The 16,060-nt window shown below is 32.4% G+C and carries 10 protein-coding genes; 6 read left to right on the forward strand and 4 right to left on the reverse strand.

The features are described from left to right. Window positions 1-4: 4 nt before the first annotated feature. The 4 genes from ACVC08_RS18610 to ACVC08_RS18625 form a co-directional block, all read right to left on the reverse strand. The gene (locus ACVC08_RS18610) at window positions 5-838 is read right to left on the reverse strand and encodes a glycoside hydrolase family 16 protein (protein ID WP_452603187.1); all 834 of its coding nucleotides are present in this window, start codon (window positions 836-838) and stop codon (window positions 5-7) included. Window positions 839-864: 26 nt separating this feature from the next. After that, window positions 865-2,268: a glycosyl hydrolase family 16 gene (locus ACVC08_RS18615; RefSeq protein WP_452603188.1), complete on the reverse strand. Its 1,404-nt coding sequence runs from the start codon at window positions 2,266-2,268 to the stop codon at window positions 865-867. A gap of 9 nt (window positions 2,269-2,277) precedes the next feature. After that, entirely contained in the window at window positions 2,278-5,427 is a 3,150-nt protein-coding gene (locus tag ACVC08_RS18620; protein WP_452603189.1) for a glycoside hydrolase family 2 TIM barrel-domain containing protein, read from the reverse strand. A 265-nt stretch (window positions 5,428-5,692) separates the two neighbouring features. Further along, entirely contained in the window at window positions 5,693-8,503 is a 2,811-nt protein-coding gene (locus ACVC08_RS18625) for a triple tyrosine motif-containing protein (RefSeq protein WP_452603190.1), read from the reverse strand. A 261-nt stretch (window positions 8,504-8,764) separates the two neighbouring features. Here ACVC08_RS18625 and ACVC08_RS18630 point away from each other — a divergent pair, with 261 nt between their 5' ends. From ACVC08_RS18630 to ACVC08_RS18655, 6 genes are all read left to right on the forward strand, one after another. Then, the gene (locus ACVC08_RS18630) at window positions 8,765-9,097 is read left to right on the forward strand and encodes a hypothetical protein (RefSeq protein ID WP_452603191.1); all 333 of its coding nucleotides are present in this window, start codon (window positions 8,765-8,767) and stop codon (window positions 9,095-9,097) included. A gap of 142 nt (window positions 9,098-9,239) precedes the next feature. Then, the gene (locus ACVC08_RS18635) at window positions 9,240-11,066 is read left to right on the forward strand and encodes a GMC family oxidoreductase (RefSeq protein ID WP_452603192.1); all 1,827 of its coding nucleotides are present in this window, start codon (window positions 9,240-9,242) and stop codon (window positions 11,064-11,066) included. A 3-nt stretch (window positions 11,067-11,069) separates the two neighbouring features. Further along, window positions 11,070-12,179, forward strand: coding sequence for a ferritin-like domain-containing protein (locus ACVC08_RS18640; RefSeq protein ID WP_452603193.1), 1,110 nt, complete (start codon window positions 11,070-11,072; stop codon window positions 12,177-12,179). Between the two features lie 2 nt (window positions 12,180-12,181). Then, window positions 12,182-14,218: an alkaline phosphatase family protein gene (locus ACVC08_RS18645; protein ID WP_452603194.1), complete on the forward strand. Its 2,037-nt coding sequence runs from the start codon at window positions 12,182-12,184 to the stop codon at window positions 14,216-14,218. A gap of 432 nt (window positions 14,219-14,650) precedes the next feature. Next, on the forward strand, window positions 14,651-15,487 hold the full coding sequence (locus tag ACVC08_RS18650; RefSeq protein ID WP_452596749.1) for a helix-turn-helix domain-containing protein: 837 nt from the start codon (window positions 14,651-14,653) through the stop codon (window positions 15,485-15,487). Window positions 15,488-15,616: 129 nt separating this feature from the next. After that, complete coding sequence (locus ACVC08_RS18655) at window positions 15,617-16,015, forward strand: GlcG/HbpS family heme-binding protein (protein WP_452603195.1); 399 nt, start codon at window positions 15,617-15,619, stop codon at window positions 16,013-16,015. The last annotated feature ends 45 nt before the right edge of the window (window positions 16,016-16,060 follow it).

Genomic DNA, 16,060 nt, shown 5'->3' on the forward strand with positions numbered 1-16,060 from the left:
ATTGTTATTGGTAAACTCGTACATAATCTACAAGCATCGTTTGTGGAAAAACTGTTTCATTGTTTGGAGATCCAGGAAAATTGCCTCCTACTGCTACATTTAAAATTATATAAAACGGATGGTTAAATACCCATTCTCCAGGTACATCTTGTGGTGTTATCGTTTGGTATAGAGCATCGTCTACATAATAGTTTATATAGTCTGGTCCCCATTCTATACCAAATACATGAAATCCTGTATCGTAACGGTCGTTTTCTAAAACATAATCTTTAGAGATTGCTTCTCCGCCTGAGTAACCTGGTCCATGTACAGTTCCAAATATTGTGGTTGGATTATCGCCTAAATATTCCATGATATCTATTTCACCACATTGCGGCCAAATATTTGTTTCACAGTCATTGCCTAATAACCAGAAGGCTGGCCATAATCCTTTTCCATAGGGTAATCTTATACGTGCTTCAAAGCGACCATAGGCTCTTTCAAATAAATTTTGTGTTTTTATTCTTGCTGAAGTGTATGATGCACCTTCAAAATCTTCTTGATTAGCTGTTATTAATAAATAGCCATTTTCTACTTTAACATTTTCTGTTCTATCGGTGTAGTATTGCAATTCATTATTTCCCCAGCCATTTGCTCCTGTACCAATATCGTATGTCCACATTGAACTATCTGGTGCTCCATCTGTATTAAATTCGTCTGCTATTACTAATGTTTGAAAATTAGCTACTGTTTGGGTTTCATCGGTTGAACAACTTATAGTAGTAAGCAATAACACTATTATAAAAGGCAGGGCAATTCCTTTAACTACGCTGCTTTTATTTTTAATTTTATTATTCATCTTTTATTTGTTTTAAATTGTTCTCTTTAATTATAAAAGTAGATGTTGTCTATATAAAAATTAGGCACTCCTCCTACAAAAACTAGTAATGCTAGATTATTTTTTTGTGTTGCTAAGTTTCCATTTAATGGAATGTCTACAGATGTCCATTGCCCTTGAGGTAAGCTACTCACCGAGTATCTTAAATCGGCATCATCTACTGTTGGAAAACCGTTATTATCAGAGTCTATTTGTCCATTAGCTCCACGGTCTCTAATTTGTATTTCGAAATTTCCACTAATAATGTCATCTGTGTAAATATCTATGTGCATGTGCGTCATTGCTGAGGCATCTATTGTTGGGTTTTCAAAACCAATGCCTACAAAATTATTCTGCGTATAATATTTTATATCGTCTCCTCCTGAATTAATGTCTGTTGTTTGTGTTGTAGAGCCTGTCCAGCCTGCATTAAAATAATCTACTGGCACATTTGTATAGGCATTACTAAAAACTGAGATAACATTACTTGCTGGTTGTGTTGGTATTGGTGCTGTTGCTAATGCTCCTGAAGATTCTATTGTTAAGGAACCTTGTGCTAATACATTTCCTAAACTAGCAGTAATTGTTGCTGTTCCGGTTCCTATTACAGATACGACTCCTAACTCATTTACTATAGCTATATCTGTATCGCTTGATGTGAATGTAAAATATGATGGTGCTACTGTGGTGGTTTGGTTTTCTCCTGATCCTAAGTTAAACGTTTGTGTTAAACCTGTTAGTGTTATGTTAGTGTCTACAAAGGTTTGTTGTACTTGGTTTTCTCCATTTAAAATTGCTGGCTGTGGTTGTGCTATTGTTCCTAGTTTTTCAAATTTTAGCTCATCTATCCAAAAAGTATAACCGCCTTCGTCTGATGGGTTTTCTGCACCTTCTGCATACCAAAACATTCCTTTTTCTTGATTTAGTTTCGTAGCATCTGGTATAGCTATTACATATTTAGTCCACATGGTTGTTATGGGTAGGTTTTGCATGGTTACTTGAAACTTATTGTTTGTATCTCCATTAATTCCAAAACCTATTTCGTTTATATCTGCTCCTTGTGATGCTCGTGCCCAAAATGTTAAAGCATCGTAACCTGATAAGTCTCGTGGTGATGCACTTGGAAATGTTGCACCTCCATATCCTACTCCAAATTGTGGAATATCGAAACGCATAGATGCTGAGCCTAAATATTTTTCATTTGTGTCTACAGAAAAAGCTTCTGCTAATGATCCTGTAAATGGAAAATAGTCTAAACCACCCACAAAACTATCTGTAAAGATTTCTGGGGTTGTTGGGTATGTTGCGAATTCGGCTTCGTCTGAAAGGTCTCTTTCACAGCTACTGGCCATGATAACAATCAATCCTACATAGAGAATGATTTTTGAATAAGTATTTTTTCTAGTCTTCATATTCGTCTTTTATTTTCCTATGTTGATATGTATATATGTTCTTATTTCCCATTCGCTTCCATTATCAAAGCCTACTGGACTTAATGTTGGTACTGGCGGGAATGTGTTTGGTGCTATTGTATTGGGTGCGTATCGTGGTGAAAATTCATCAAGCGATCTCCATGTTCCTCTTACTCCAACTCTTGTATTTGGTAATATAAACCAGTCTGGTTTGCCTACTGTAGTTGATAAGTCTAACATAAATTGAGCTGGATATGTTAGGTTAAAGTCTCTATGATAATCAAATGGTCCCCAATCGTTAAATTTTGCTTGATAGGTTAATTTTATTTTTTTATAAATAACTCTTACATCTCCACCAAATCGCTCTATTAGTCTTGTATCGCTTCCATTTGCTTGAGCGTTTCCTCCATATAGGTTTGCTATAAAGCCTAAATCTGGTCCTGTTTTTGAAACTATACGAGAATGGACTTCCCATAAATCTTGTGCTGGTGCCGAATTTGGAAATGCAAAAGATGTACGATCGCTTAAAAATCCAATTGCTGCATCTTGTGCTGTTGGGTGATGGCGGAATACAAAGCCTAAATTCATTGCAAATTTGGCATCTTCTGCTCTATCATTATCCCATTCGTACATCCAAGTCCCTGGGGTTGGATCGTAGGTTAATAATAGTTCTCCTGCTGTAGTTTCTCTATTGGCTCTAACTGCAAATGGGTCGTCTTGTATGTTTCTTAATCTTCCTACGCCACCTACATCGTTAGGCATAGCGGCTACCAATGGTTTTTGCCATAAAAAGTTTGGTGCTATTTGAAATTTACCAAAGGTATATGCAAAACCAGATAAAATGTTTGTTTGGTTTCCACTACCACTATCTTTAAGTCTCCACCCTGTAAATGTTTGGGTTTGGTCTGCGCCACCATTTGCTACTAGCCCTTGGTATGCACCTTGTGCGTACCAATTAAAAGCGCCTTTTTGGTAAGTAATTTTTGCTTTAGCTCCCCAATTATCTTCAGTGTTAATTTTATCGGTGTATATTACATAGTTTCCTGGCTCTCCTTTTGCGACTTGAAATGTTCTTCCATTTAATGGTTCTCCAGCCCAAAGACCTCCCAATTGAATTTTAAAATCTCCTATTTCTCTTTCTACTGAAACTGATGCTCTTCTTGTTCTTGGTACTGGTACAGCAAATGTACTTATTGCTTCTCCTGCATCATCTATATCTTCATGGTAAATACCTGCTACATCGAACTTTCCAATTTTTCTGTGGTATTTTAATAATACTGCTGGATTGGCTCCCCACCATAATTGTGGTCCAAAAGCTGCTTTTAAGCCTTTTAGTGCTTTTTTTCCATCTACTTCTATACCTAAAATCTCGCCATTATAGATATCTAAATTAGGGCCATAATTTGCTTCTGGGTATAGACCAAAAAAATCGCCTTCGTATCCCCAATGGTAATGTCCTGTACGGTAGAATCCTCTTAAATCGAAATCTTTAGCATTCCATTCGAATTCTGCATTGTAAACTTGAACTCTATTAATATTTGTTAAGTCTAAGTTTCCTTCGTCTGTATTTACCGATACTGTTCGTCCTCTATTTTCATAAAATATTTCATCGATTGGGTTATCTGCAACATTTCCTAAAATATTGAAATTTACATTTGCTTTCATATTAGCCGATGGTTTTCCTTCTACTCCAACATAATACGATTGCATGTGGTCGAACCCTAATTCATCTGGAAAAACTCGGTTATCTGGATCTGCATTATCTGGTGTAGTTAACAGACTTCCTCCTGTGTTAAATGTTGTAAATTCTGCTCTTAACTGACTAATTCCTAGTTTTTTATTATCTCCTCCTCCTCTTGCTGCTTTATCTCCCCTAGCTCTTAAAACGGCATCCATAAGTTGGATGTTTTTAAAGTAGTTTTGTATAAATTCTAACGACATGCCTTTTTCGTAAGGGTTTACTTTGTGCGCTTCTTTTAAAGCATAATAGGCTGCTCTAGGGTATAAATCGTATAGTCCTCTTTCGTCTGTTGGTCCTTTTGCACAGATACCAAACCATTCTTCATTCATGTTATTTTCGCCTGGAGCTAAATCTTTATCGTAACCTCCATTTGCCCATGAAGCATTATTATCGTGTACATCTGCATTTTTTCTATCATCGAAACCATACTTCCACCAACCATCACTAAATTGAAATGTAAATCCTCCTATAGAGTTTTGTGCTTTTCCTAAACCTGCTGCATTTTCATAAATCTCTTTCCAGTTATTAACCATATAATATGCTTGCGCTTTTTGGTCTTCGGAATTGCTTATTGCATTAAAGGCATCTGCGCCAAATTCGGTAAACATTAATGGCATATCTAAAGTTTCCTTAACAACTTTAAACATGTCTGTAAAAGAGGCACCACGGTATGTGTTGGTTCCATAGATATCTACATCTTTACATTCTTGGGCTACAATATCTATAAATAAAACATCTCCATTACAAATTGCTACTGGGTGAGAGCTATCTATAGACTTCATTATTTTGGCTGCTTCATTCATTAACCTATACATTGGTCTTCCTCTTTTTTCTCCTACTTCGCGCTTTTTCTCTTCTTCATCAGGAAAGTCTTCTGTTTCTGCTCCTGCCCAAAACAGTCCGTAGTTGTTTTCATTACCTAATAAATACATTAATAATCCCGGGGTTCCTTTATACTCTTCTACAAGCGTTCTTATTTCAGATAGTAAGAGTTCTTGTGTTTTTGGGTTAGAGTAATCTGTTACTGGCGTCCATACACCATTTATGGTTAATCCGTATCTACCAAATGAATGATTAAGCATTGTATAAATACCATAATTCTCGTATATATATTGAATCCATTTTGCTGGAACTCCTGTATATTGACGAATTACATTTACATTCATGTTATTTAAAAGAGACATTTCTTTATCAAGCCCAGCTTTAATTATATCGTCAGACTTTTTCCAAAAATTTGCATTTATTGTGTTTGTCCCTATAGGAATATAATCCCAGTTCATTCCGTTAATCATGAAGTCTTCTCCATTGACTACTAATTTCTTGCCTTCTGTAGTACTTTTAACTTCTACCACATTTGATTGTGCATAGACAGAAGTTGCAAATAAGAAGGTAATTAGTATTAGAAAATTATTTCTCATATTAATGTTTAATTTAAGTTGGCTGTTATATATAGTGTTTTGCCTTGTTGTAAATTTAAGGTTAGCTATTGTGAAAATGATAAATTTTACCACTACAAAAAACATACAATTCAAAATTTATCACTGAAAATTGAGAAATCCTTAATAATAGTAGCAAATCACAGCTTATTTATTGTTTAATAAATATACTAAATTATTAAACAAAAATACTATTTAATTAAAATGTTGTGGTGATGTATAGGTGTTTTAATGTCTTGTTGCGGTCTTACAATTCAATGATGTAGTTTGTTAAACTAGATTCGTGTGGTAAATTCATCTTTTTTCTTAAACGATAGCGTTTAACTTCTACACTTCTTGTAGATATGTTTAACAGTGGAGCAATCTCTTTAGATGATAGGTTTAACCTTAAGTATGCACATAAACGCAAATCGTTAGGAGTTAATACAGGGTGTAGTGTTTTAATTTTTTTAAGAAAGTCTTTATCTGCATTATTAAAAGCTTCCTGAAACAATTCCCAATCGTTTGTATTGTTAAGGTTTTTATCAATTATATTAATTACTGGTTTTATTTTTTTATCATCTTTAATATTAATCAACTCATTTTTAATACTATTTAGGAATTCATTCTTTTTTATAAGACTCATTGTAGAGATTGCTAATTCTCTATTTTTACTTTCTATGTCTTTAGTTAAACTTTCGTTTTTAAAACGCATAGATTGCTCTTGATTGGCAAGTTCTTTTAGTTCTAATTCTTTATTTTTTTGCTCTAGCAATTTTTTTCTCTGTTTCTTATAATATTGTTTATATATATTATGCATCATTAAAGAAAATAATATCAAACTAATAACATATACAGCGATCATAGCATTTGACAAATACCATGGCCGTTGTATTGTAAAAGAGTATGTTGCTGTATTTTGTGTACGATTATTATTTATTCTTCCTCTTACATTAAAAGTATAATCTCCGTATGGTAAGTTTTCAAATAGTTCGCTAGAGTTAGAGCTCCATTCACTCCAGTTATCGTAAATACCTATTAGTTGGTATTGGTATTCTACTTTTAGATATTTATTATATTCTGGAATACTGTAAAATATCTCAATGTTATTTTCATCATTATTAAAACGACCTGCAATCGATTTATCTACATATTCAATAACATCATTATTCCTGTTCTTATTTTTGGTAATTAAGTTTATTCTTGTTTTATATTCTTTATCAAAAGGTTTTTCTAGATTTATTAGGATATAACCAGAAGTAGTTCCTAATAAATAGTGTTCATTATCAATAGAAATAACATTCTCAAAACTAATAGTACTTTTACGCAGTTCGTAAGGTAATGGAATACTACTTAATTCTGGTGTTTTACTAAATTTTCCTGGAGATATGAAACTAATTTCATTATTAGAAACCCCCCATAGTCTGTCCGTTTTAGGCTCAACTATTAATTTTCCAGATACAAATGATTTTGAATTGTATAGGCTCATTAAAAGCGTATCTTTTAAAAACTTTTTCGTTTCTCTATCATATTTAAAAATACCATCTTTATAGGCGTAAAGAATGCTATTATTGTATTTAGATAGACTAGATTTTAAACCTTTACTAATTGGTTCTATTTCTATGTTTAACGCTTTTGTGTAGTTATCATTTAACTTAACTTTTAAAACACCTTTATATTCGTGACTAACAAAGAGTTCTTTATTGTTTATAAACTCAAAAAAACGAGAAGAAATATCAAAGCCTTCTATTTTATGACTGTATTGCCATTTATTATTATTCTTTTTCAGAATATATAATCCATCATAATTTCCTTGTATTAATACATTAGGGTTGTTTTTTATCGCTTTAATATTCCAAGTACCTTGAATATTTGAAATTTTTTCTATTTTATTTTTTTCTACAATAAAAGTTCCTGCATTGTGTCCGCAAAATAGTTTTCCATCTAACTCCAATAAACACCATACTTGACCTTGAGTTCCTTCTATAAATGTAAAGTTTTCATTTTTGTTTAGTGCCTTGTAAAACAGGCCTTGATTTGTTCCTAAGTATAAAATTTCTTTATGTACGGCTGCTGCATAAACAGCTCCCAATTCTCCTCTATAATCATTATATACTTTAAAATTAGAATTCATGTTCATACAATTAATTCCATTATCTAATCCCAACCATATATTATGCTCTATATCTTGAAATAGGCTAAGAACTGTATTATTACTTAAGCCATTAGTTTGGTTAATTCTATATTTAACTTTTCCTTCTTTTGTTAAAATAATTATTCCACTAGAGATTGTTCCTAAAGCAAAACTGCCATCATGCAACTGTATACTGTTATATATACTTAGTGTTTTAAGTTCATTATTTATAGGAGCTTCCCAAGGTTTTAAAATGTCATTATAATATGTGTAAAATCCATCATCTTGTGTTTCAAGAAAGAGTGTATCGTCTCTTTTAAAGATATTTACAACTATGTTTTCCTTTAGTGGTTCTGCATTAGTCATTAAAATATCCTTTCCACTTTCAATTTTAAAAATCCCATTATTAATGCGTTGAAAATAAATGCTTCCTTCTACTTCATACATTTTAGTAATGGTCGTTTTAGACTCTATTATTTTAAATGTTTCCGTTTTTAGGTTATAAATATAAATTCGGTTTAATGATTGAAATAGTACCCAGTCTTCTACTGCAATTATGTTCCAGAATTGCTCATCTTCTATTAAAGGGGTTTTAAGTTTTTTAGACAGTGAGGTATAATCTAAAGTTCCAAGATTATTTTTTTTCCAATATCCAAATTCCATATAAAACCCTGAATAAATGTAGCCATTTACAGCATTTACAGATCTCATTATACTTTCGTTTGGAGATGGATATAAGCGCCATCTTTCTCCATCTAACTCTAAAAGACCTGCATTGTTGGCAACATATACCGTTTTGTCTTTAGCTTGAGATATTGCCCAATTTTGGTTTTGCGCTTTATATGCCTCAGGAGTATAAACTTCTATTGGAGGAAGCTCTTGAGAAGAACTTAATAGTACACATAACCCAAACAATATATATATAAAAGCTTTTATTTTTTGCATAATGTCTCTTAAATCTTGTAAGTATACATGCAATATACAAAGAATGTATGGTAGTTTTTTATTGTCTACAAAAACCATACAAGTCATTAAGTTACAAACTACCAACAAGATACTATTATGGTCTACTCTTTTTTATTAAAATAGTTATACCTTGATAAATATTTATTATATAAAAACAGGTATTTATACGCTATAAAAAAGAATTGCATTTATATACATTGTATCTATAAAACTTAATTTTAAAAAAATCGACTATTTTTTATGAAAAAATTAAAAGAAAAACCTATTGATTTATTTGAAAACCTTAGCATTATACTCACTGGGTTTTCTAAAGCAGATCTAGCAGGAACTGGTTTATTACAAACCTATTTCGAGACTGTAAAAAAAGAACTAGGGAAACAACTTTTTGAAGCAGTTTTAGAGGCTTTCAAAAATATTAAAGTTGAAAACCCAGATTGTTTATCTGTTACAGAGTCTAGAAAAATAACTGACTTAATGAATAATAGCAATTTTAAACACCCCGTGAATCAAATTATTCAATTATGGTACTTAGGTGAATGGGTTGTTGGTACATATAACCCTAAAACTATATAATTTCTTCTGAATCTTATTTAGAAGGTTTAATATGGAAAGCTATAGCAGCGCACCCTATGGGAGGCAAACAACCTGGTTATGCAACTTGGGGCTTCCCTCCTTTAACATTTTCATCTAAAGATTAACTAATTCCAAAATAATAATGAGTAAAAAAACAGAATACGACGTAGTAATAGTTGGTGCTGGAATTAGTGGTGCCATAGTAGCAAATCAACTAGCAGAAAAAGGACACAGTGTGTTAATTTTAGAAGCAGGAGCAAAAAAAGACTTTAGTTTTGAAACTTACAGATCATATTTACATACCTATTATAAAAATACTGTAAAAATTCCTAACTCTCCATATCCGCAAAATCCTAATGCTCCGCAACCTTTAGTTACAGATGTTGGCAATATAGAAGATGGAATTCAACAATTTAGCAAGGATAGTTATTTTAAACAATTTGGCCCAGCACCTTTTCAAAGCACTTATACACGTGCAAAAGGAGGTACAACCTTACATTGGTTAGGAACTTGTTTAAGAATGCTTCCTTCAGATTTTAAAGAACAAGACTTATTTGGTATTGGTAAAAACTGGCCAATAAGTTATTATGATTTAATGAAGTATTACAGGATGGCAGAATTTGAAATTGGTGTCTCAGCAGATGTCGAAGAACAAAGCTACTTGGGTATTGCTTTTGAAGAGGATTATGTCTATCCAATGACTAAAATTCCTCAAAGCCATTTAGATAAGCAATTAACGAAATGGACTAAAGGTGCAGTTTTTAATTATGATGGTGAAAGTTATAGTTACGATGTAGTAAGCACACCACAAGGACGAAACAGTAACCCCAATCCTAATTATAATAATGGAGAAGGTTATCAACCCGTTGGAGCTGTTGGCAACCCAGATCTAGGACAACGTTGCGAAGGTAACTCTGCTTGTGTACCAATTTGCCCAGTACAAGCCAAATACAATGCTTTAAAAACATTAGAAAAAGCAGTAAACAAAGGTGTTATTATTAGTGAACAATGTGTGGCTTCTCAAATTTTGTACGATGCTACTACTGGAGATATAAAAGGGATTAAATACAAACAATACGACGATATTGAAGCTTTAACCTCTGGCGGATCTCCTAATTATAAAGAAAAAACAATTACTGCAAAACGTTATGTTTTAGCTGCTCATGCAGTAGAGAATGCTAAATTAATGCTTGCTTCTGGTTTTAAAAATAAAAACATAGGACAGAACTTAATGGATCATCCTGTATTACTAACATGGGGATTAGCTCCTGAGAAAATTGGAGCTTTCCGTGGCCCAGGATCTACTTCTGGAATCCCGAGTTTAAGAGATGGTGCGTTTAGAAAAGATCGTTCTGCGTTTAGAGTAGAAATAGGAAATTGGGGTTGGAATTGGCCTGCTGGCTCACCAACCACTGAACTTACTGATGGTTTATCTGAAAATTTATTTGGAAAAAAATTAAGGGCACGCCTACTAAACAAAGTGCAAAAAGAATTTCGTTTTGGCTTTTTAATAGAACAACAAGCATTATCTAATAATTGTGTAACTATAGATGACCGTTATAAAGATGCATTAGGTAATCATCGTCCAATTATTAATTATAATATTACAGATCATGAAAAAGAAGGCATGCTAGCGGCAAAATCATTCTCTGAACAATTTTTTGAAACTATAAAAGGAGAAAACAAAACAGAATACGATTCTAGTAGAGGTGGTTATATTGAATATAAAGGCGAATCTTTATGGTGGCAAGGAGCAGGACACTTAGCTGGTACACATATTATGGGAACTGATAAGGAGAATTCGGTTGTAGATAGAAACCAACGTTGCCATGAACATAAAAATCTATTTTTAGTAGGGTGCGGAAACATGCCTTCAATGGGTACTTCTAACCCAACACTTACTATGGCTGCGCTTTCATTTTGGGCAGCAGAAAACATTGATAAAGACCTAACCGAATTAAAAAAATAAATTATGCCTGAAACTTTAGAAACACATAAAAAACAACTTCATGATAATTTACAAACGGCGATAGAGCTAGAGCACTCTACTATCCCGCCATATTTAACTGCTTATTTTACTATAAATCAAGATACCAATGGGTTTTCATGGAATGTAATACGAAGTGTTTTCATGGAAGAAATGCTTCACATGACTTTAGCTTGTAATGTTATGAATGCTGTTGGAGGGCATCCTTCAATAGACAACCCGAAGTTTATACCAGAATATCCGACAAAAATGGAATTTGCCGACAGAAAGTTTGATGTTGGGATTATTAAATTCTCAAAAGCATCTATTGAAACTTTTTTAGAAATAGAAAAGCCTTCAGAAGATAAATTAATGGCACGTGGTGAATATGCCAAAGGATTAATGCAACCAATAAAATTAAAAGAAAAAACTATAGGAGAGTTTTACAATACCATAAAAAAACAGTTAATATATATGGTAGATACTTATGGAGAAGATAATGTATTTTCTGGTGATACATCTTTACAGATTACTCCAAAAGATTATTATGGTGGTGGCGGTGAAATTATTGTTGTAGATAATTTAGAAAAGGCCTTATTTGCTATAGATATTATAGTCGATCAAGGTGAAGGCGCTTCAGGTTCTATAGCAGATGGAGATGATGCGTATTTTGGCCAAAATGAAGAAGTAGCCCACTATTTTAGGTTTAATGAAATTTATTTAGGGCAAAAGTATAAACCAAATGACGTTCCAAATAAAAAACCAACTGGTGAGAAAGTACCAATTAATTGGGATGCTGCAATAAATATGGTAGATAACCCCAAGGTTAATGATCTCCCTGTAGGTTCTCCTGCTCGTGAAAAAGCTGAAGAATTCAATCAGTTATACTCTTACTTTTTACAGTTATTACACTTAGCATTTAATGGCCAATCATCTTTAATAGTAAAAGCTATCGGTATGATGTATCAAATGAAATATTTAGCTGCCGATTTATTAAATTGTGAATTACCTAATAAAAAGTATGCTGGTCCTCCATTTGAATATATTTCGCCTGCTAGTAGAAAACAATATAACTGGTTAATAGATGAGTTAGTTACTAAAACACAAAAAAGCTAATTATGAAGAAACCTTTTAATCGCGTTATTACTATTATGTTCGAGAACCAATACAGAAGCTATGTCATGCAAAACGCCTTTATGAAAAAATTAGCTTCTGCTGGTGCAGACATGACCAATTATTTTGGTGCCTTCCACCCTTCTCAGACTAATTATATTGCCTCGTTAACAGGAGAAATATGCTGCGTTACAAACGATACACCTCCAGCAAAACCATTAATGCAAGAGACCTTAGTAGATTTATTAGAAGCCAAAAATGTGAGTTGGAAAGCCTACATGGAAGCTTACCCAAATGAACCTTGGAATAGAGCTTGGGTTAATCCAGATTATCCTACTACAGAACAACCTATAACCGAATATCCTAATAAAAACCCAAAAGAATTAGCAAGATATTTTCGTAAGCACAATGCTTTTGCTTCTTGCTACAATATTCAAAAAGACGAAAACAGATGGAAGAAAATTGTAAGCGATGCACAGTTTTGGGAAGATGTAAAACATGAAACTTTACCAGAATATAGCTGGTTTACTCCAGATATTTGGAATGATGGCCACTACTTATACAATACGCATGTAGATACCAACCCTAGAACACAGTTAGTGCCACAGTTATCTACTTGGTTAGAACATGTGTTTTTAGGACATATAGCAACCTCTAATGTACAAGGCTTTGAAAACGATAAAAATATAGATTATTTAGGCTTAAACTTAGATGTCGATTTACTGTTAACCGATCCTGATAAAGCATGGGCACAATCTAAAGTACCAAAAGGGACATTATTAGTCATTACATTCGATGAAGCAGATTTTAATGCTAAACCAGGAGATTACGATACTAATTACGATGGCCCAAACCAGATTTACACTGTGCTTTTAGGAGATATGATAAAACCTGGTACTAAAATAGATACTCCATACAACCACTATAATTTAATAAAAACAGTTGAAGAAAATTTTCAATTAGACTCATTACACAAAAACGATTTTGGCGCTAATTGGTTTCGCTTTTTATGGGACGAATCTTTTTCATGGACAATCGCTACAGATACAGATTTTTCCGCTGCTAAATCATTAGCCATTACTAATAGTAGCAATGGAGAACATATGGTGTTTGCTAATACAAAAGGGCAGTTATTTGAAAGCTTTTTTGGTACATCTGGTTTGAGCCAACCTAAGCAAATAAACAACAGTACTCAAGGTGCTATTGCTATGGCTTCTATAGCAAATACTAGTATATTAATTACTACAGATGCCAAGGGTAACTTACTAGTTAATAGTTATAATATGGATACTAAAACATGGGGTCCTACCTATCCATTACAGCAAAAAACAGCTGGAAGCTTTGCTTTAACTGCTTATTATGATATGGCTACAGCTAAGAACAAATTCATGCTTTGTTGGGTTAACACAGATGGTTTTATACAATCTATGGAAGGCGATGCTAATGGGTTTTCTGGTATTGTAGTTTCTGTAAATCAATTAACAGATGGCCCAATGACTATAAGCCAAATTGGAGCATCTTTACTTTTGGTATATAAAGAGCGAAATACTCGAAAAATGCGTATGGCATCATACAATACTGGAAAGTTTAATGCCTTTAAAGCTGTAAATTTTCAAGACCAACCCGATCCAATAAACAATACCACTTTACATAAATGGTCTGTTACAGATTTTCCTGTAGGGCATTTTTCTAAAAAAATGGCTGCTCTGGGTAACGAGTATCAAACTATAGGTTATATGGCTATGGCTAATATTTCTGGTGAATTGCATTTAGTACATAGAGGTGGATATGCAGATATTTCTACCGCCTATACCGAAGTTTTTGGGTTAACAGGTATATACTCTGCAGAAAACCAATTTACAAATGGTTTTGGCACATTAAACCAAGCTGGATGGACTTTAGAACAAGAACTAAATGATGTAGAAATTGCTGTAGATGCGCCAATTGCCATCTGTTCTAATACAAACGTATTAACATTAGTCTGGATAGATTCTAAAACGAATACTATACAGTATAAACAAGGTGCTTATGCATGCGGGTAGCGTTATTAAACTTATGACGAGTTTTTAAATTAACTAATTAAAATATATTAGTTACGCATGTTGTATACTTAAAAAGTTAGACCTTTAAAATTTGTTATTATAAAGTACTCATAACTCCCTTAAAAAAGTGGTTATGAGTACTTTTTTTGTATTGAGTATATCTTAACATTTTGTAGCATTTGAATAAACCTATGAAAAATTATATTCAGATTTTTATCTCACAATGCTTTCTAGCTTTTTCTTAAATTCAATAATGCTTTTTTGTTAATGACCTTGAAGGTGTTAAATAGTAATATGTAAAAATTTACATTGAAGAAAATAGAGTATACAGGTTTGGAAAGATTAAAAAATTATAAAAAAACAGTGTAAAACACTGTAAAAAATGATTTATAGTCTACCTTACATTAACTTCAAACTAAAAAAAGAAATTAGATGTCTATAGAAAATATCCCTACAAGCTACCTTAAGGATAGAAATGAAAATCCAGATTTATTTGTCTATGATTTTAAAATGACAAATGATGTTGTTAAAAGTAAAGTCAATTTAGAAATGAATATGTTTAGCTTTTTGCAAGTTGGAAAAAAGCAAGTGCATTTCGCTGGAACATCTGTAGCAGTTAATAAAGACCAATCATTATTATTAAAAAAAGGAAACTGGTTATGGACAGAGTTACTAGATACAGAAGCAATATATTACTGTAAGTTATTCTTTTTTTCTGAAGAAAAACTAAAAGGTTTTTTAGAGAAACATTCTAAAAACAAAATAATAAAAAATGAAATACCATATTTTATAATAAGGAATGACTCATACATTACATCATATTTAAATTCATTATCAACAATTAGTGAAGCACCAACAGTTTTCATGGAGAATTTACTTTCTGTGAAGTTTGAAGAATTGATGCTCTATCTTTTACAGAAATATGGAAATAAATTTGAATTATACCTACATTCTTTAATCATTAAAGAAACCTCACCTTTTAAAAAAATTGTAGAAAGTAAAATACATTCTAATTTAAAACTGGAGGAAATTGCATTTTTATGTAATATGAGTTTATCAACTTTTAAACGTCATTTTATTAAAGAATATAATACATCTCCTGGAAAATGGCTTCAAGATAAACGGCTTCAAAAAGCAAAAGAGACTTTAGAACAAGGGCATTTAAAACCTTCAGACATCTATTTAGATTTTGGATACAACAACCTCTCAAACTTTAGTATAGCATTTAAAAATAAATTTGGGATTAGCCCAAGTGAAATAGTTTCTTAATTTCATATTTCTGCTTTACTTTAAACTTGACCTTTTTTCATAAGTTATTGAACTGTTTTAGTAACTAAATACTTTAATGCTCAATGTAAATTTGCATCAAATTAATAACAATACATAAAAAATAAAATTATGAATATTACATTAGCACAAGCAGAAAAGGCAATCGCAGCAGCAAAACAAAAATCTACAGCAATAGACACAAAAATGAATATTGCTATTGTAGATGCTGGAGCAAATTTAGTAGCATTTGGTAGAATGGACGGTGCTTGGTTAGGTTCTCTTGATATATCTATTAAAAAAGCAAAAACAGCTCGTTATTTTGATATGAATACTGGAATTATTGGGGAGTTATCTCAACCTGGTCAACCTTTATTTAATATTGAACATTCAAACAATGGATTGATTACTTTTCCTGGTGGTGTACCTATTAAAAATACATCAGGCGAAATAATTGGAGCTATTGGAGTAAGTGGAAGCTCTGTTGAAAACGATCATACAGTTGCAGAAGCTGGAGCATCAGCAATTTAATAGCTTACTAATTAATATTAAGAGGGTAGTTAGATTTAATTACCC

The organism is Pontimicrobium sp. MEBiC06410 (assembly GCF_053601615.1).